The 16,744-nt window shown below is 70.5% G+C and carries 25 protein-coding genes and 2 pseudogenes; 10 read left to right on the top strand and 17 right to left on the bottom strand.

What is annotated here, in order from left to right; translation table 11 throughout:
• The 12 genes from O7626_RS41105 to O7626_RS41050 form a co-directional block, all read right to left on the bottom strand.
• Positions 1-352 (bottom strand): YqaJ viral recombinase family protein (locus tag O7626_RS41105; protein WP_278066754.1); only part of this gene is annotated, 352 nt, incomplete at its 3' end.
• Positions 349-489: a hypothetical protein gene (locus tag O7626_RS41100; RefSeq protein ID WP_278058120.1), complete on the bottom strand. Its 141-nt coding sequence runs from the start codon at positions 487-489 to the stop codon at positions 349-351. The genes O7626_RS41100 and O7626_RS41105, both read right to left, overlap by 4 nt.
• Positions 486-779, bottom strand: a complete 294-nt coding sequence (locus O7626_RS41095; RefSeq protein WP_278058118.1) for a hypothetical protein — start codon at positions 777-779, stop codon at positions 486-488. The genes O7626_RS41100 and O7626_RS41095 overlap by 4 nt, the downstream gene beginning before the upstream one ends.
• Positions 776-1,744: a hypothetical protein gene (locus O7626_RS41090; protein WP_278058116.1), complete on the bottom strand. Its 969-nt coding sequence runs from the start codon at positions 1,742-1,744 to the stop codon at positions 776-778. The genes O7626_RS41095 and O7626_RS41090 overlap by 4 nt, the downstream gene beginning before the upstream one ends.
• Entirely contained in the window at positions 1,741-2,052 is a 312-nt protein-coding gene (locus O7626_RS41085; protein WP_278058114.1) for a hypothetical protein, read from the bottom strand. The genes O7626_RS41090 and O7626_RS41085 overlap by 4 nt, the downstream gene beginning before the upstream one ends.
• Positions 2,049-2,432, bottom strand: coding sequence for a hypothetical protein (locus tag O7626_RS41080; protein WP_278058112.1), 384 nt, complete (start codon positions 2,430-2,432; stop codon positions 2,049-2,051). Before O7626_RS41080 ends, O7626_RS41085 begins: the two co-directional genes overlap by 4 nt.
• Positions 2,429-3,862 carry a hypothetical protein gene (locus O7626_RS41075; RefSeq protein WP_278058110.1) on the bottom strand — a complete coding sequence of 478 codons (1,434 nt, stop codon included), beginning with the start codon at positions 3,860-3,862 and terminating at the stop codon, positions 2,429-2,431. Before O7626_RS41075 ends, O7626_RS41080 begins: the two co-directional genes overlap by 4 nt.
• Positions 3,863-3,934: 72 nt before the next feature.
• On the bottom strand, positions 3,935-4,207 hold the full coding sequence (locus O7626_RS41070) for a hypothetical protein (RefSeq protein ID WP_278058108.1): 273 nt from the start codon (positions 4,205-4,207) through the stop codon (positions 3,935-3,937).
• Positions 4,208-4,217: 10 nt separating this feature from the next.
• Entirely contained in the window at positions 4,218-4,451 is a 234-nt protein-coding gene (locus O7626_RS41065) for a hypothetical protein (RefSeq protein WP_278058106.1), read from the bottom strand.
• A gap of 28 nt (positions 4,452-4,479) precedes the next feature.
• Positions 4,480-4,713: a hypothetical protein gene (locus tag O7626_RS41060; RefSeq protein ID WP_278058104.1), complete on the bottom strand. Its 234-nt coding sequence runs from the start codon at positions 4,711-4,713 to the stop codon at positions 4,480-4,482.
• Complete coding sequence (locus O7626_RS41055; protein ID WP_278058103.1) at positions 4,710-5,348, bottom strand: hypothetical protein; 639 nt, start codon at positions 5,346-5,348, stop codon at positions 4,710-4,712. The genes O7626_RS41060 and O7626_RS41055 overlap by 4 nt, the downstream gene beginning before the upstream one ends.
• Positions 5,345-5,545, bottom strand: coding sequence for a helix-turn-helix domain-containing protein (locus tag O7626_RS41050; RefSeq protein WP_278058101.1), 201 nt, complete (start codon positions 5,543-5,545; stop codon positions 5,345-5,347). Before O7626_RS41050 ends, O7626_RS41055 begins: the two co-directional genes overlap by 4 nt.
• A gap of 93 nt (positions 5,546-5,638) precedes the next feature.
• Between O7626_RS41050 and O7626_RS41045 the strand changes: the two genes are divergently transcribed.
• Both O7626_RS41045 and O7626_RS41040 read left to right on the top strand, forming a co-directional pair.
• Positions 5,639-5,926 (top strand): hypothetical protein, encoded by a 288-nt coding sequence (locus O7626_RS41045; protein WP_278066753.1) that lies wholly within the window; start codon positions 5,639-5,641, stop codon positions 5,924-5,926.
• 34 nt (positions 5,927-5,960) lie between these two features.
• Positions 5,961-7,259, top strand: coding sequence for an acetyl-CoA C-acetyltransferase (locus tag O7626_RS41040; RefSeq protein ID WP_278064973.1), 1,299 nt, complete (start codon positions 5,961-5,963; stop codon positions 7,257-7,259).
• 383 nt (positions 7,260-7,642) lie between these two features.
• Here the strand turns inward: O7626_RS41040 and O7626_RS41035 are convergent, their stop codons facing one another.
• Entirely contained in the window at positions 7,643-7,975 is a 333-nt protein-coding gene (locus O7626_RS41035; protein ID WP_278064972.1) for a hypothetical protein, read from the bottom strand.
• Between the two features lie 285 nt (positions 7,976-8,260).
• Between O7626_RS41035 and O7626_RS41030 the strand changes: the two genes are divergently transcribed.
• The gene (locus tag O7626_RS41030) at positions 8,261-9,118 is read left to right on the top strand and encodes a helix-turn-helix transcriptional regulator (RefSeq protein WP_278064971.1); all 858 of its coding nucleotides are present in this window, start codon (positions 8,261-8,263) and stop codon (positions 9,116-9,118) included.
• A 15-nt stretch (positions 9,119-9,133) separates the two neighbouring features.
• Entirely contained in the window at positions 9,134-9,337 is a 204-nt protein-coding gene (locus tag O7626_RS41025) for a DUF397 domain-containing protein (RefSeq protein ID WP_278064970.1), read from the top strand.
• 52 nt (positions 9,338-9,389) lie between these two features.
• Here the strand turns inward: O7626_RS41025 and O7626_RS41020 are convergent, their stop codons facing one another.
• Positions 9,390-10,325 carry a hypothetical protein gene (locus O7626_RS41020; RefSeq protein WP_278064969.1) on the bottom strand — a complete coding sequence of 312 codons (936 nt, stop codon included), beginning with the start codon at positions 10,323-10,325 and terminating at the stop codon, positions 9,390-9,392.
• Positions 10,326-10,854: 529 nt separating this feature from the next.
• Between O7626_RS41020 and O7626_RS41015 the strand changes: the two genes are divergently transcribed.
• Together O7626_RS41015 and O7626_RS41005 are read left to right on the top strand one after the other, a co-directional pair.
• Positions 10,855-11,388 carry a UTRA domain-containing protein gene (locus O7626_RS41015; RefSeq protein ID WP_278064968.1) on the top strand — a complete coding sequence of 178 codons (534 nt, stop codon included), beginning with the start codon at positions 10,855-10,857 and terminating at the stop codon, positions 11,386-11,388.
• Positions 11,389-11,402: 14 nt separating this feature from the next.
• A pseudogene (locus O7626_RS41005) lies at positions 11,403-11,928 on the top strand (UTRA domain-containing protein).
• A 76-nt stretch (positions 11,929-12,004) separates the two neighbouring features.
• Here O7626_RS41005 and O7626_RS41000 read toward each other — a convergent pair.
• Both O7626_RS41000 and O7626_RS40995 read right to left on the bottom strand, forming a co-directional pair.
• Positions 12,005-12,421 carry a hypothetical protein gene (locus O7626_RS41000; RefSeq protein ID WP_278064966.1) on the bottom strand — a complete coding sequence of 139 codons (417 nt, stop codon included), beginning with the start codon at positions 12,419-12,421 and terminating at the stop codon, positions 12,005-12,007.
• Positions 12,418-13,158 (bottom strand): DUF433 domain-containing protein, encoded by a 741-nt coding sequence (locus O7626_RS40995; protein WP_278064965.1) that lies wholly within the window; start codon positions 13,156-13,158, stop codon positions 12,418-12,420. The genes O7626_RS41000 and O7626_RS40995 overlap by 4 nt, the downstream gene beginning before the upstream one ends.
• A gap of 180 nt (positions 13,159-13,338) precedes the next feature.
• Here O7626_RS40995 and O7626_RS40990 point away from each other — a divergent pair, with 180 nt between their 5' ends.
• From O7626_RS40990 to O7626_RS40975, 4 genes are all read left to right on the top strand, one after another.
• Entirely contained in the window at positions 13,339-13,665 is a 327-nt protein-coding gene (locus O7626_RS40990; protein WP_278064964.1) for a hypothetical protein, read from the top strand.
• A 106-nt stretch (positions 13,666-13,771) separates the two neighbouring features.
• Complete coding sequence (locus tag O7626_RS40985) at positions 13,772-14,383, top strand: helix-turn-helix domain-containing protein (RefSeq protein ID WP_278064963.1); 612 nt, start codon at positions 13,772-13,774, stop codon at positions 14,381-14,383.
• A 3-nt stretch (positions 14,384-14,386) separates the two neighbouring features.
• Positions 14,387-15,805, top strand: coding sequence for an MFS transporter (locus tag O7626_RS40980; protein ID WP_278064962.1), 1,419 nt, complete (start codon positions 14,387-14,389; stop codon positions 15,803-15,805).
• Positions 15,806-15,900: 95 nt separating this feature from the next.
• Entirely contained in the window at positions 15,901-16,368 is a 468-nt protein-coding gene (locus O7626_RS40975; RefSeq protein ID WP_278064961.1) for a DUF488 domain-containing protein, read from the top strand.
• Here O7626_RS40975 and O7626_RS40970 read toward each other — a convergent pair.
• Positions 16,331-16,744 (bottom strand): annotated as a pseudogene (locus O7626_RS40970) (hypothetical protein); the annotation flags it as partial. The gene O7626_RS40975 and the pseudogene O7626_RS40970 sit on opposite strands and share 38 nt — an antisense overlap.

The following is a 16,744-nucleotide window of genomic DNA, read 5'->3' as shown; positions in this document are numbered from 1 at the left end:
ATCCGTCACAGCACGGGCAGGCCATGTGCACCAGTCGGTCCGGGGTGGCGAGCTGCCACGGTCGGGCTTGGCTGGCGTACAGGCCGGCTGGACACACGACCGCGTCCGGGTGGGTGTCCGCCCACCACTCTGCGATGACCGGCTCGCAGCGGCGACCGTTGGACAGGTCCTCGTTGTCCTCTACCTCCCAGCCGTTGGCCTTCCGGTGGTAGAGCGAGAACGCCGAGTCCCACGGGCTGATGCCGACCAGCGCGGCGACCTCGGACGCGGTGACCCCGGCCCGGCGCAGCTCGTGCCAGCGCGGATTGTCCGGGGTGGCCTCGGCGGCGGGCAGCAGCTCAACGGCGGTCATCGCCGATCACCCCGGTTGCTGTCCCAGAGCTGGAAGACGAAGAGGCCGATCACGAACAGCGGCACGCAGCCGACCAGGGCGACGACGGACCCGGTGTCCTCGGCGGCGGCGAGCGTGGCCGCGAGCGTCGAGATCACCGGTCACCGCCGATCGGCCCGAACAGGTCGAGCTGCGTACCGCGCGCCTCGGCGAGCCGGCGGCGAAGCTCGATGTTCTCGGCAGTCAGCCGGCGGACCTCGGCGCGACCGTCCTCCCGGTCGTCCTCTTCGTGCGCCGGCATCTCGCCGACCTGGACCCGCAGCTCCGGCGGGAGGCAGCTCAGTGCGTGTCGGATGTGGCCGAACGCGCCGCAGTTCGGGTGCCGCTTCTCCGCGATGGCCGCCGCCTTCACCAGCTCGCGCAGCGCGGCCAGGGTTTCCGGACTCACCGGTCACCGCCGAGCAGCTCACGCCGGTAGACGTCGACCAGCGCGTCCCGGATCACGTCGTCGTCGTTGCCGGTCGCGGCCCACGACTCCAGCACCTTCGCGGCACCGGAGATCGCGTCGCCGTCGGCGTCGCAGCCGCCGGGCAGCGCCGGGCACTCCCGGTCGTCACCGGGCCGGTGGGCGGTGAAGCAGTCCGGGAACAGCGCGCTGCCGTCGCGGTCGCGGACCATCATCGCGGTGCTCAGTCGCGGCAGCTTGGTGCCGGCGGGCACGACGGCGGCGGTCAGCGAGATCGCGCCGGACGGGCCGCGCAGCACCCACCACCGCTTGCCGTCCTGGTCGAGGGTGCTGAACTCGGCCAGCGACAGCTCGTGCTGGTCGCGCTCGATCAGGTGCTCTTCGCCGCACGCAACCATCGCGTCGTAGAGGTCGCGGACGATCTCGTACGGCTCGCCGGTCTCGGCGGCGAGCCGGCGCAGCTCCCGGTCGACGGCCTCGGGGGTGTCCAGCGGGGTTGCGTCGGCCGGGTGCGCGCTGTCGGGGATCGGCGGCAGCGGTTCGCCCGGTACGGCGGTCCGCTCGGGCAGCGCGGCGCCGGGCTCGACGTAGAGCACCCGGTACAGCTCGCCGACCGGGATCTCTGCATCCGGGCTCAGTTCGTCGCCGTCGGTGGTCCTCGTCAGCGCGATGACCCGGCGCACCATCGCCCGCAGGCGCTCGACCTCGCCCCACGCCAGCCGGACCTCGGCGGTGAGGCCGTCTCGCTCGGCTCGCAGCCGCTCGGCGATGCCCATCAGGTGGCGCCGGTCCCGCTTGGCCTGCAGCGCCCGTAGCTCGGCGACCAGCGCGGGCACCTCGGCGGCGAGCTTGTCCGCGACGTACCCCCGCGTGGCGAGGTCGGCACCGGAAAGCAGCCCCAGCAGCTCATCGACCCGCGTCAGGTCGAGCGGCTCCCGGGCGATCATCGGGCCGCCCCGAACTCTTCACAGCCGACCGCAGCGGCGAACGCGCGGGAGTACAGCGGCCGGTACTCGCCGGTGACGATCTCGACGGTGTCCTCGTGGTGCCGGCTCACGTACACCGCCGGCGTCTCGGCGGTCAGCGGCTCGGCGTGCGCCGGCCCGGCGACGGCCATCTCGTGGACCTCGGTCGCGTAGTCGTCGTCCGCGCCCGGGTGCTCCGGCTCGCCGCCGTCGCGGGCGATGAACCAAACCATGCCGGCGAGGATGGCGACGGCGGCCAGGCCGAGTGCGGCGGTGATCAGGTAGGTCATGACTGGTCTCCAGGGATGATCGGGAGGTCGGAGGTGTCGCCGGACGCGTAGCGGGTGATGGACTCGGCCTGGCGGATGACGGCGGCGAGGTCGGCCTCGAAGGAGTCAGGCGCCAGGGCGGCGATCCCGGCCGGCGGCACGTCGCGGATCGCGGTGGCCAGGTGCGCGTCGACCGCGTCCAGCTCGGCGGCACCGGCGGCGGCGATCTGGTCGGCCTGCGCGATCCGGGCGGCGAGCGTGTCGGACAGGTCCGGGGCCGCCGGGCGGCGGGCGGGCTCGCCCCGCTCCGCCTCCCGGTTGGTCTTCCGGGCGCCGTGGAACAGGCCGATGATCAGGGCCTGCACGCCGACGACGATGAGACCGACCGCGACCCAGATCACTGGTCCGCGCCGTTCTGCTCGGCCTCGCGGCGGGCCTGCGCCTCGCGGGCCAGGCCCGGCGCCATCCGGCGCTGGTCGTCGCGGTACCAGCCCGGCGCCCAGCCGTCGAGGTGGGTGGCGTACTCGGCGTACGCCTGGTCCATCGAGTAGCCGGGGCGGGTCAGCAGGGTCGGGTTCGCGTCGTACGACGGCCGAGGGGTGATCCCGGCACGGTGCTTGCAGCCGCAGCGGCCCATACCCATCTGTCCACCGGGCCGCGCCACGCATCCCGCGTCGAGCAGGTGCTCGGCCTCGTGCCCGCACCCGGGGCACCGGCCGTCGTCGTCTACCTCGGTACGCAGTGCGGCCCCGGTGACCCGGTCGAACACGGCACGCTCATCAGCGTCGGGGGTGATCCCGGCGGCGCCCATCCCCCTGGGCGCCGCCGGGACTGCGTCGGCTCGGACGGGCAGGGAGGTCCGCCCGTCGACCCGCTCGGGGTCGGTCGCCGTCGCATCCACCGAGGCCGTGTCGTCGTCCCTCGCACCCTCGGCGGCCGTCTCATCTACCGGCGCGTCCGGCCGGAGCTTGTACTTCGGGCAGCGGCCGACGTGCTTCTCACCGCACCACGGGCACACGTCGTCGGCCGACTGCGGCATGCCGCACCATCCGGTGTCGCCGAACTGGCTACCGAGGAAGACGGTGGTCGCCGGCCGGCCGCACGTGCACACCTCGCCGGGCTCGGCCGGGCGCTCGCCGGGCCACTCCACGGCGTTGGTGTCCGGGCCGGAGGCTGGCACCTCCGGCCCGGACGGCGCGGCCGGGCCCGTCCCACCCGCCGCGCCAGCCACCGAGGGGGAGGAATCCCCGGTGGACGTCTCGGCCGTCTCCGGCTCGACCGTCATGAACGTGTCGATGTTCACGGCCCAGCCCCGCAGGCCCGAACAGTTGCGGGAGTTCGACTCGTACGGCTCGAAGTCGCGGAAGCCGGCACCCTTGACTACGTGGCCCGACCGGGCCGCGTCCGGCATGCCCAGGTGGGCCGCCCACGCGTCGACCATCAGGGGGCTGTCGTCGGCGAAGTGCAGCTTGAAAATGGTGTTGTTGCTCGGCATGCTGATCATGTCCGGGATCGGCAGCCCGGCGTCGATCCCAGCGCGGACCACGTCGAACAGCGCGGACCGGGGGGCGAGGCTCGCGGCCTTCACCTCGGCGTCGGTCGCCACGGCCAGCTTCGCGCCGGCCCGGAACCGCAGGATCTGCGGCTCACCGCCGCCGACCGGAGTCGCGGTCAGAGCGGCCATGTGCGCGCCGTCGGAGTCGGTGTACGGGGTGCAGGCGACGACCTCGGCGAGGTTGCGCCCGCCACTCATCGCCAGCGGCAGGATCGCGCCGGGCTGGATCTGGTCGGCGCGGACCTCGGCCGGCGTCTGCGGTACGGTCTCGGGCATGTCCCCGGTCCTTTCGTAGGGAGGGTTGGGGGTCGCGGTCCGGGCGGGTCAGAGCGCCCGGACCGTCTTGCGTCAGCGGTTGCGGATCTGCTCCAGCTCGCGGGCGTACGCCCGGCGCCGAGCACGGATGAGGAACACGGCGTCCACGACGGCGACTCCGGCGATCAGCACGGCCGACAGCCACGCCGCCGCCATCGCGTAGTGCACGGCCGACACGGCGGCCAGCGGCAGCGCGACGGCCAGTGCCCGCGCCTCGATCTCCGGCCGGTTCCGGTTCCGGATGGCGACGATGCCGGCGACGACGTACACGGCGGCCAGGACCAGCGCGATCCACGGTGCGAACACGGCTTCTCCTTCAGGCGGCGGCGGTCGCCGCGACGGTGGACCCCGACCGGTCCGGTGACTGACGAGCGGCGAACTCGATGGACGGACCGGCCGGGGAGTACGGGCGCCCGCAGTGCCAGCCGTCAGCGGCCGGACGGGCGTACGCGGGGTGCAGACGCGGCGGCCACCAGGCGGCGCAGGACTCGGCCCGGTCGCCGTGCTCGACCAGCAGACGAGCGGTGATCGGTCCGATGGCCTGGTACACGGCGCGCTACTCCTTCGGGGTGGCGGGGTCAGATCAGGTATGCGGCGGCGGTGATGGCCACGCCCGGCGCGACCAGCAGCACAAACATCACGGCGATGACGACGGCGGCCGAGCGGCGGCAGCCGCTACCGGTGCCGGGGACCGGACTGGCCGGCGGCGGGCCGGCGGGCGAGTTCCACCCGGGCATCGGCGACTGGCGGATGTTCCAGCCCCGGCTGCGGGTGGACCGGCCGCGCGGACGGCGGGTGCCCCGGGCGTTCACGCGGCTGCCTTGGAGTCCAGGCGCTCTTGCGCCTCCTGCCACGTCGCGCCCAGATCGCCGTCAACCGCCGCGATCAAGCTGTCCAGGTACGCGCGCCGCTTCCGGTCCCGCTCCACGAACCGCCCGGTCAGCTCTTCCATCTCGTCCGCGTACGCCTTCAGGTCCTTCAGCGGCGTGGTCGTCGGCTCGAAGTCGCTCGCGGGGAACAGCGCACCCTGTTCGCCGATCAGGTCGAGCAGCGCCCGAGCGGCGTCGCGCTCCCGCTCGGCCTCGGTCCGGTGGTCGGCCGGCGGCTCACCCTCCGGCGCCTCGTAGGCCGGGAACCCGGCGCGAGCCAGCTCGTCCCAGGTCCCGAAATCCGTGAGCGCCGCACGGATTTCGGCCTCCGTCTTGTAGGCCCGAGCGCACCGCAGGCGGCGCTGAATCTCTTGCTCGCCGAGCCGGTTCCGACCCCGGGCGTCCTTGCCGGCCGCCGCGATGAGCTGATCCGCGACGCCGTGCCGAAGTGACTTCTCCGACGACATGGCTTCCGGATCGCGCAGGAGCCGCAGGCCCCACAACCACCGCTCCCGGATGCCTCCCGAGTCGGCGGCCGAGATGGCGCGCTCCTGCCGTACGTACTGGGTGGTCTTCATGCCGCGTCGACCGATCCGGCCGGCTGCTCGCCGCGCAGCATCGCCTCCACGCCGTCGCGGGGGAACCGCTTCAGGCCGGACGGCAGCTTGATGTGCGGCAGCTTGCCCTCGCGGGCCCAGCGATGGACGGTCTCGTCGCTGACCCGGGCCGCCTCGGCGACCTCGGCTACCGTTAGGAGGTCAGGAAGCTGTGTCATGGACAGAACGCTAGGCGATGGGTAGACCTGTGTCAAGGACAGCTTTGTGCCCGATTCCTTGCGCGCTGTGTCAAAGCCTGTAAGCTGTCCGTCATGACGACTACTGCTGTTGCGCCCACGACAGGGTGGACCGTCGATACGTCGACGTTCGCCGCTCGACTCGCACTCGTACGCCTGCGGATGGGCTGGAACGTCAAGGAGGCGGCACGAGAGTGCGGCCTACCTGCGGCGACGTGGAGGCTCTGGGAGATGGAGGGCACCCTGCCCCGCCGACACATCGAGGTCGCGAAGCAGATCGCGAACCGGACCGGCTGCGACTACCTGTGGCTGCTGGTCGGCCCCGACGGCGACGGAGACGGTGGTCAGCCTACTCGCGGGTAAGGTAGGAACAACCCTGCGTTCTGGAGGCGTCACCATGGAACCCGTAGCCGTACGTCGCGTCGCGGTCCTCGGCGGCAACCGGATCCCGTTCGCCCGCTCGAACGGCCGGTACGCCAGGGCGTCCAACCAGGACATGCTGACCGCCGCCCTGGACGGGTTGATCGCCCGGTTCGGCCTGGCCGGTGAGCGGCTCGGCGAGGTGGCCGCCGGTGCGGTGCTCAAGCACTCCCGGGACTTCAACCTCACCCGCGAGGTGGTACTCGGCTCCCGGCTCGACCCGCACACCCCGGCGTACGACCTCCAGCAGGCCTGCGGCACCGGCCTGGAGGCGGCGATCCTGGTCGCCAACAAGATCGCACTCGGGCAGATCGACGTCGGCGTCGCCGGTGGCGTGGACACCACCTCGGACGCGCCGCTGGCCGTCAACGAGGAGATGCGGCGCACACTGCTGGAGATCAACGCCGCCCGGACGCTCGGCGGGCGGCTGCGCGCCGCCACCCGGCTGCGCCCGGCCCAGCCGTTCCGGCCGGAGATCCCGCGCAACGCCGAGCCGCGTACCGGACTGTCGATGGGTGAGCACGCGGCGGTCACCGCCCGGCGCTGGAACGTCGACCGGCAGGCCCAGGACGAACTCGCGGTCCGTTCGCACCAGCGGCTCGCCGCCGCGTACGACCGGGGCTTCTTCGACGACCTGGTCACGCCGTACCTCGGGCTGACCCGCGACCAGAACCTCCGCCCGGACACCAGCGTGGAGAAGCTCGGCCGGCTCAAGCCGGTCTTCGGCACCCGTGGGCCGGACGCCGAGCAGGCCAGCATGACCGCCGGCAACTCGTCACCGCTGACCGACGGGGCGTCGACCGTGCTGCTCGCCTCCGAGGAGTGGGCCAAGGCGCACAACCTGCCGGTACTGGCCTGGTTCGGCGCCTCGACGACCGCCGCCGTCGACTTCGTACACGGCGACGAGGGGCTGCTGATGGCACCCGCGTACGCCGTGCCCCGGCTGCTCGCCCGGACCGGGCTGACGCTGGCCGACTTCGACTACTTCGAGATCCACGAGGCGTTCGCCTCGCAGGTGCTGGCCACCCTGGCGGCCTGGGAGTCGCCGGAGTTCTGCAAGGACAGGCTGGGCCTGGACGCTCCACTCGGCACCGTCGACCCGGCGAAGCTGAACGTCAACGGCTCGTCGCTGGCCGCCGGCCACCCGTTCGCGGCGACCGGCGGCCGGATCGTGGCGACCCTGGCCAAGCTGCTCGCCGAGCGCGGCTCGGGACGCGGGCTGATCTCCATCTGCGCGGCCGGCGGCCAGGGCGTGGTAGCCATCCTCGAACGCTGAACCTCGCCCACCGCTGGACGGGCCTGCCGTCGCCAGGTCAGGCTGGTCCGGCACACCAACCCAGGAAGCGGGTACGGATCTCCTCCGGAGGTAGATCGGGCAGGTCGGTGGCCGCGAGTGCCGCGTACCTGCCGAGGTGGCTGAGCAGCGCCAGCCGGTTGTGCCGGTAGTTGATGAGGAATCGTGCCTGCTGGTCGGGGCAGGGCCAGTCGTCGCCGCAGCCGGCGCAGGCCCAGTCCGGTCGCCTCGGAAGGTGCCGTCGGTGTGTCGTTCCCGGCGGCCCAGCTCGACGACCTCCAGGACCAGTCGACCGAGGCCGAAGCAGTAGTAGCCTTCGGCGACCTCCAGGATGTCGCCGATCCGGATCTCGGGCAGCCGGGCAGTCACGTCTTCGCGGCGGTGGCCGTCGTTCCGAGGCGACGCCGCCAGGCGGCGGTCAGCAGCGGCGCGGTACGCGGCAGGGATCGTCGGAGTGCGCCGAGCCAGTCGTGCCAGCCGCTTGACCGGCGCTTTCGGGCTTCGGGCGCCAGGACCTGTCGCCCCAACTCGACGAGGCGGTTCGCCGCAGCGTTGGCCGGTCGGCACGGACCGGGTGTCAGACAGACCAGGCAGAGCCCGGTCTCCCGGTCGAGTACGTGTGCGTCGAGCATGTCGTAGGCGGCCCGCGCATCGGCCGCGTCCCGCTCGGCAAGGCTGCTGGACAGGTAGATGGTCATCGGCCCGCCTCTCGTCGCCGGTCGGAGGCGGGCGTACGGCAGCGGACCAGGTGACGGTGCATGACCGTATTGCCGTACGGCCTGGCGTTGTCCCACGGTCCTGTGTCGAGGCTGCGTACGCCCGTCCCGACTGGACAGTGCCGCACTGTCGGGTCAGTGCGTCATCATCAATGTGCATCATGCACATCACTATCGACATGTAAGCATGGAATTCTCAGTGACACAACCCTTGCTGTAAGTGTTCGTGCTATTGATCTGAGCCTGCCCATACATGAAGCTGTGTGGATGCCAGAGAAGCGGGAACGGCGGACGCCGACGGTGCGGGGTCGGCAGCTTGGCATCGAGCTGAAGCGGCTGCGGCTGGCGGCGAAGCTCAGCGCCGACCAGGTGGGTGAGGCACTCGGCTGCTCGCAGGGCAAGATCTCCCGGATCGAGTTGGCGCAGACCGGCGTGAGCAAGGGTGACCTGTTCCTGATGCTCGACTGCTACGGCATCACCGAACTGGAGGTGAAGGAGCAGTACTGGCGGCTGGCCCGGGAGTCCCGCAAGCGCGGCTGGTGGGAGGACTACCGCGAGGTCATCGGCAGTTGGTTGAGTTCGTATATCGCCTTCGAGGCAGAGGCGTCCGAGCTGCGTGCCTGGTCCTGGGGCACCGTCAACGGGCTGTTGCAGACCGAGGAGTACGCGCGGGCGACCTTCCGGGGCGAGCCGGCCGGTCGCGGGCGGACGCCCGAGGAGGTCGAACGGCTGGTCGAGGCCCGACTCGCCCGGCAGCGTCGCCTCGCCGACGACTCACTGGCGCTCTGGGCGGTCCTGGACGAGTCGCTGCTGCACCGCCGGATCGGTGGACCCGACGTGCTCAAGGCGCAGCTCGACCACCTGCTCGCACCGCGCGGCAACGTCGCCATCCAGGTCTTGCGGCAGCAGGCGGTCTGGCACGCCGGGCTGAACGGTGCGTTCACGATCATGTCCTTCCCGCTGCACCCGCCGACCGCCTTCGTCGAGACGCCGGCCGGTGACGTCAACGTCGAGGGCGCCGAGGAGGTGAGGAGGTTTACCCTTGCCTTTGACTACCTGCGGGCGACGGCGGTAAGTGTCGAGGAGTCGCGGGAGTTGATCGTTAAGGCGAGGGACGCGCTCTGAGAAAGGCCGGCAACCATGGACGTACGGACTCTGACCTGGCGCAAGAGCAGCCGATCCAGCGGTGGTGGAAACAATGACTGCGTGGAGGTCGCGGCGGCCACCGGCCTGGTCGCGGTCCGTGACTCCAAGCGCCCCGAAGCAGCGGTCCTCTGCTTCTCGCCCGGCACTTGGCGGGCATTCGTCGCCGCCTCGAAATCCGGCACCTTTGACCGGCCCTGACGCCCCGACCACCTGTCTGTCGAGGTTGCGGTCGGGGCGTGGCAAGGGTTGGTCACAGCAGGCCGCGCTCGCGTAGCCGGGCGAGCCGGTCCGGCGGCAGGCAGTCGGCCAGGTTCCGCTCCAGGTCGACCAGCTCAAGGTCGACGGGGTACACCACGAAGTCGTCGGCGACTGGCAGCGTGTCCGACCAGTCGCGGAGGTTGAGTCGAGCCGCCACCGTGCACAACAGTCGCCGGCCCACCTCGGATCCGGCGGCGGCATCGAGGTTGTCGGCGTCGAGTAGGGCGAGTTCCTGTCGTACCAGCCGCACCGGTCCTGCGTCGTCGAGGTCGACGTCGGTACTGGCCTCGAAGTCGGCCGGCGACCATGCTGCCTGGGCGTCGATCGCCGCCAGGGCGGCGCGCTCGTCCTCAGTGGCTCCGTGGACCTCGAAGGACAGCGCGTCCGATCGGTAGTAGCTCAGCGCGACGCAGGCGGCGGGGCCGTCAACCGCCAGGCGTGCCACGGCGTCCGGGATCAGGGTGAGGAGTGCATCCTCGATGGTCCGGCACGCCGCTTCGAGGTCGAATCCGGCCGGCGGCCGCTCATAGCGCACCTCGGACCGACGGCTCATGACCTCGACGACGCGGACCAGGCCGCGGTCGTCGTGCTCTGCCGTCAGCACCGAAGGCGCCCGGCCGTCGTGCTCGATCTCGACGCGGCTGATCCGCCCATTGGTGTATGCGTACGACTCCCGCCCCGAGCCGCGCCGCGCGACCGTATCGGCCGAGCGCATCAACCCGTCCACGAAGCGGTACTCGTGCAGGTAGATGGGCCCGTCCGTATCGAAGCGCGCCGCCTCGACCACGTCGCCGTCATGGCGGACGAACGCCTCGTAGTACAGGCGGCCGTGAAGGAAGCCGCTGTACTCCTCGATCACCACCGCGCGGCCCTCGCCGTCGAACCCGATGCGCAAAACATCCCGATCCACCGGCGGTCGGGTGTCCAACCGGCGGCCAGCCTTGAGCAGGTCCCGTTCGAAGTGCAACGGACGAAGATCAAGGCCCGGCCAGGTGTACCAATCCCAGCGCACGACGAGCGCGGTCGCCGCTCTCTTTCGGAAGTCGTGCTCGGAAGCGAGCTGGGCGAACCGCGCTGCAAGATCGGACACGTCCGGAATCCTACGGGTCGCCCTACTCTACCGGACTGGGTCATCACCTCTTGTCGTCCTTGCCGACGTACCGGCCGGAAGGGCGAATCCCGAGGGCGGGTCAGGGACGAGCAACCCGCTTACCATCGACGAAATCGGAGGCCAACCCGGCCGTCGGGGTACATCGTCGGCTCGACCGGAAGGCTCAACGGTGTCAGCTTCATGCCCGCACTTTCCGTGGTCTCCGGTTCCGTGGTGTCCGGCGAGTCGCCCCACGAATAGTCGGTCCGGACCCCGCCTCAGCCTCGAGGAATGGGCCTAGTCTGAGGCGGGTGTCCGGCCCCGTTGTCGCCCGATCCACCAAGGAGTCGGTCATGGAAGGTTCGGAGTGGATCAGCATCTCGACCCCGTACCTGACGCCGCGGTCGAGCGAGGACTCGGACGCCTGGGCGCGGAGGCCGTGGCGAAAGGCGGGGTCGGCAGTCAGCGCCTACTGAACGTGGGTGAGATCGTCCCCGAGGCGGAGATAGCGGAAGCCCTGGAAATCGGCGTCGGATCTCACGCTGTCGTGCGTCGTCGGTTGATGTTGTTCGACGGGCGGCCGGTCGAACTGACCGACTCCTACTACCCGTTGCCGATCGCACAGGGAACCGCGCTTGCCGAACCTCGCAAGATCAAGGGCGGTGCGATCACCCTCCTCGGCGAGCTGGGTCACCTACCCGTCCAGGTGCGGGAGGACGTGTACGCCCGGCGGCCGAGCGAGACGGAACGGGAGACACTCGGCTTGAGTGATCATGAATGGGTACTGGGGCTGAGCCGGCTGTCGAAGACCGCCGACGGACGGCCGGTCGAGGTAAGCGTGATGACGATGGTTCCGTGGGGCCGCCGGCTACGTTATGAATTGTCGATCGACCGACGATGAAACGGAGGGCCGTCGTGGCCAGCGTGGGTGACGCACGGCCCCGTCACGAGCAGGTAGCAGCCGACATCCGTGCCCGGATCATGTCGGGCGAGTTCCCGCCCGGCACTCGGTTGCCGTCCATCCCGACCCTGGTCACGTCGTATCAGGCGGCAACCGCGACCATCCAGCGACCAACTGGCCGTCGTGCGACAACGGCTGTTGTTGCACGACAACGAGCCGGTCGAGGTCTCCTGGTCGTACTATCCGGCGGTGATTGCCAGGGGTACGGAGCTGGCCGGGCGCCGAAAGATCGTTGGTGGCGCCGCCCGGGTACTGGCGGACAACGGCTATCGGCCGCGGGATCTGCACGACCGGATTTCCGCGAGGATGCCCACCACCGAGGAGATCGAGGCACTGGCGCTGCCGCCGTACGTCCCGGTCATCCGTCAGTTCCGCGTCATCCGGGACGAGTCCGGCCGTCCGGTCGAGCTGTCGATCCTGATCAAGGGCAGCCACCTGCACGAACTCCAGTATCGACAGGACATCCCGGCAGAGGACTGAATGACTCCGGGGTCGGTGCCGCCCCGGACAGCAGAGGCGCTCCAGATGCGGCGGACGGAGTCGCAGTCGCGGCCATCTACGGCAGGCAGTCGGCGCAGTCGAGGCGCATGGCGACGACCGCTCCGGCGGTCAGGTGATAGACGAAGGGGCCTTCGGTCTCGGTACAGATGCGTTCGATCTCCGGTAGGTAGCGCGTGAGGCGGTCTATCATCTCGACGGCACTCAGGTCGCCACGCGGGAACGTGAAGCAGCGGGCTGAGGACAGGCAGATCGTCCGGCGTTCGAGGCGGTTGTACCTTATTCGTTGGTCTGCTCCTACTAGGATCCGGCCGTCGCGGCTGGCGTCGTGTATCCAGCGTTCGTCGGGCACCGTGCTCGCCGCCCTGCCATAGCGGTCCTGAATCGTCTCGACGTCGAGGCCCAGTTCGCGAAGGACCCTGGCGATCTTCTTGGTGCCGATACTGCGATCAAGGAAGAGGCGCAGTTCACTCATGCCGCTTGTAGGTTCGCTCGATCCGCTACTTCGGCAACCTGGTCGGCGGGAAGGTCGAAGTCGTCTGCCACCTCGGCCAGTGGCTCGCCCGCACGGATCCGCGCCAGCACCGCCTGGATAGGTGCGCCCGTGGCGACGAAGAACGGATGGCCAAAGTTGATCTCCGGGTCGGCGACGACCCGCGCCACCTCGTAGGCGGGCAGCCTGACCCGGTGCGCGTATCCGTCATTGGCGTACTCGATGCGCTTGAGGTACCGCTCGATGACCTCTCGGAAGACGTATTGGCCGTCACGCAGGACGATCAGGGCGCGGCGTGCGCCCGAGTCGAGTTCTCCCTCCTCGGACACCTCCCACAGCAGTTGTGCACCGGCGGCGTAGAGGCGTCGTGAGGCCAGGGCGTGCGCGACTCCGAGCCGCTCCTGCACGAGGGTCAGCGCAGGTCTGATCTGTTGCAGTGGCACCCCCGCCTTGCGGAGCGCGGAGAGGAACATCGCCTCGGCGAGACCGATGAAGGGGACGGACGGATCCGACGGATGGGGAGGCGAGAGGTAGGTGACAACGGGGCGGGCTCTGATGATCACTTCGGCCTCGGAGTGAGCGCCGGTGACGGCACGCTGCTGACCCGTTCGGCGCGGATAACCCTGAGTCCACGTCCGCAGCGTGGAGGCGGGCATGTCGACGTAACGCGCGGCCTCGGCCTGTGTGTAGAGCGGCACGTCAAAGCGGACATCGTCCATGGTCGCAGCACATCCTCCGGTGACTCGGCAAGAATCATCCTCCCACCGGTAACCGGTCGGCCGCTTCCCTGCGCGGGCAGGTGTCGTGCGTAGCAGGGCGGTGTCCAGATCGCCGGTTACACCCGACCCGTCACGCGCGCCGCCGGCGCGACTACCTCGCGTACCTTCGGAGAAGTGAGCATGCCAGCAGACGAAACGTCATTCACGGAGCTGATCCAGCAACCCACCAGAGCAACTGACCGGCTCGTCGGCGAACGGGCGCTGCGGCACTCGGTGCTTCCCTGGATTCGGATCCTCCCGGCCGACGCGGTCGACGAACTGGTCGCCGAGTTCGTCGAGACCGTCCGAGCCGCTGCCGCCGTCAACAACATGACCCCGGTCGCGCAGATGCTCGTCGAATGGCAGCACACCGCCGAGGCGTACGCCGATCCGGAGTTGTCCGCAGCGCTCACCCAGGCTCACCAGGGAGGACCATGGCGAGGTGCGGGCGCCCGACCGCTGACATGATCCCGAAGTGGGGGATCGGGCGTGCCAAGCCAGGGTGACTGGCGCGGCTCGATGACCGCCAAACAAATGTTTGATAGTTGGGGAGTCGTCGCCTAAACTCCCCAACATGTCTTTGGGAGTTGATGGCCCGGACGGACCTCAGGGCGACGCCACAACCACCGCCGACGGTGCGCCGGACCCGACCGCCCGACTGCGGGCGCTGGCCCACCCGGTCCGGCTGCGGATCCTGTCCCTGCTCACCGCGTCGGCGTTCACCGCCGCCGAGATCGCCCGCGAGCTGGACCTGACGCACGCCAACGCCAGCTACCACCTCCGGCACCTGCTCGCCGCCGAGGTGATCGAGGTGGCCGGCGAGGAACGGATCCGGGGCGGCGTCGCCAAGCGCTACCGCTACGACGCGTCCCGCGACTTCGACTGGAAGCAGCGCCGGGATGCGGAGACGGCGCCGGGAGCGGCCGACGGCGAGACCACCCCGGACCACCGGCTGGTCTACGCCGCGCTCGCCACCGAGCTGCGCCGCCGGGCCGAGCGGGTCCGGCGCGGCCCGGGGAACTTCCTCACCGACGCCGAGTTCTGGGTCGACGACGACACCTGGGACGAGGTCCGGAACACCATCGCCGAGGCGTCGGCCCGGCTGCACGCCGCCGCCAAAGCACCGCGCACACCCGGCACCTCCCGGGTCAGCGCCACCGTCGCGCTCTTCCGGATGGAGGACTGAGCCATGCCCATCCGCGACTCGGTGCGTACCCGCGATTCGGCGCTGGCGCCGCTGCGGCACCGGCCCTTCCGCTTCCTGGCGATCGGGCGGGCCGCCACCATGCTCGGCAACGCGGTCGCACCGATCGCGCTGGCGTTCGCCGTACTCGATCTCACCGGCAGCGTCCGCGACCTCGGCCTGGTGGTCGGCGCGCGGTCGCTTACCCACGTGCTCTTCCTGCTCTTCGGCGGGGTGCTGGCCGACCGGCTGCCCCGGCAGGCGGTGATGGTGGTCTCCTGCACGCTCGCCGCCGCCACCCAGGCGGCGGTCGCGGCGTTGGTGCTGACCGGCACCGCGACCATCCCGGCGCTGATCGCGCTCAGCGCCCTCAACGGCGTACTGGCCGCCTTCGCCTGGCCAGCCGCTGCCGCGCTGGTTCCGCAGACCGTGCCGGCCGAGCTGCTCCAGTCGGCCAACGCGCTCAACCGGCTCGGCGCCAACGCGGCGATGATCGGCGGCGCGTCGCTCGGCGGCGTGCTGGTCGCCGGCGTCGGACCGGGCTGGGGCCTGGCGGTGGACGCCGCCACCTTCGCGCTGGCCGGGCTCGCCTTCGCCGGAGTACGGGTGGCGCCGGTCGCCCGCCGTGTCGCTGCCGAACGCGGCAACCCGCTGCGGGACCTGCGGGAGGGTTGGACCGAGTTCGTCGCCCGCTCCTGGGTCTGGGTGGTGGTACTCGGCTTCCTCCTGATCAACTTTGCCTACGTCAGCTCGGTGAACGTGCTCGGCCCGGTGGTGGCGGACGAGACGATCGGCCGGACCGCCTGGGGGCTGGTGCTCGCCGCCCAGACCGCCGGGATGGTGCTCGGGGCGCTTGTCGCCCTCCGGATCCGGGTACGCCGGCTGCTCCTGCTCGGCGTGCTCTGCATGTTCGCCGACGTGTTACTGCTGCTCGGGCTGGCCTGGGTGCCGTCGGTCGCCGTGCTCCTGGTTGCCGCCGTGGTCGCCGGGTTGGCCGTCGAGCAGTTCTCGGTCGCCTGGGAGACCTCGATGCAGCAGAACATCCCCGCCGACCGGCTCGCCCGGGTCTACTCCTACGACGCGCTCGGCTCGTTCCTGGCGATCCCGCTCGGCCAGATCGCGAGCGGTCCACTGGCCGAGCAGATCGGCGAAACGTCGACACTGCTCGTCGCCGCCGGGATCGTCTTCGTCGCGGTGCTCGGCATGCTGGCCGATCCCGGCGTACGCCGGCTCTCGGTCCGACTCCCCGACCACACCGGGCCCGCAGATCCCGCAGAATCCGCCGGGCCGACAGACTTCGCCGGGGCGCCCGGTCCGACCGGGGCTCCCGGTTCCGGCGAGCCACCGGTGCCGGTCGGCAGCCCGGTGCCGGGGGCTGTGCCGGTGCCACCGTCCGGCCGGGCGTCGGCCGGCAGGCGTGACTAGTTAGCTCGTCTGCCCGTCGGGCGGTACGCGTCGATCCATGGGTGGTGATGCCAAGATCCGCTGAGGAGATGTGCAAGGCTAGCCGCATGGTAGCCGTGACGACCGTCGAGCCAGGCCTGATCGGTGTGGGCTATGAGGGCCAGACCATCGACCGGTTCGTCGCCCACATGCTCGCGATGGGTGTCGCCCGGCTGGTCGACGTGCGCCTGACCCCGATCTCCCGAAAGCCGGGGTTCAGCAAGTCGGCCCTGTCCCGGGCAATCGGCGACGTCGGTATCAGCTACGAGCATCGGCGTGAACTGGGAAACCCGAAGACCAACCGGTCGGGGTTTGCTGGAGCCCCTGAGGAGTTGGCGGCGGCCCGCGCATTTTTTGCGGAACAGCTCCGGGAGCCGGCCGCGGTTGACGCCTTGGACGCCGTCGCCGAGGCGGGCCTGCGTGAACTGGTGGCCGTACTGTGCTTCGAGGCGGACCAGCGGCACTGCCACCGAGATGTGGTGCTCCAGGCGGCTCAGGATCGGCTGGTCAGGACTTCGGGGGCCAGTAGACGCCGAGGATGCTGAAGGCGGTGACCCGCTTGGCCTGGTTGCCGACGTAGAACGCAGTGTCCCGGGTCGGCGCACACAGCTCGTGCAGGAATTTGTCGATGATGGCCCGCCGCAGATCGTTGTCGGTGTGGTGGCGTAGACGGCGTTGGAAGGTGACGAGTTCCCAGTCGAGAACGCCTTGCTGGTGACCTCTGCAGCGTGAGTCGTGGCAGCGATAGCGGTAGGTAGCTTTGAACCGGGGGGCCTCCAACGGGGTGCGCTTTCTGTCGTTGAGCAGGTCGAACTGGTTTACGTAGGCGTCGATCTTCTGCTGGTCGCTGCTTGACCAACCGGGGTGTGGGACAACTTCGAGGTCTTCCAGCCGTGCCGGTTTGATGAGCGCCAGGGACGG

Origin of the sequence: Micromonospora sp. WMMD1102 (assembly GCF_029626265.1) — a bacterium.
Lineage (GTDB): Bacteria > Actinomycetota > Actinomycetes > Mycobacteriales > Micromonosporaceae > Plantactinospora.
Note: the sequence above shows the minus strand (reverse complement) of the source record. Positions and strands in the feature narration are given on the sequence as shown.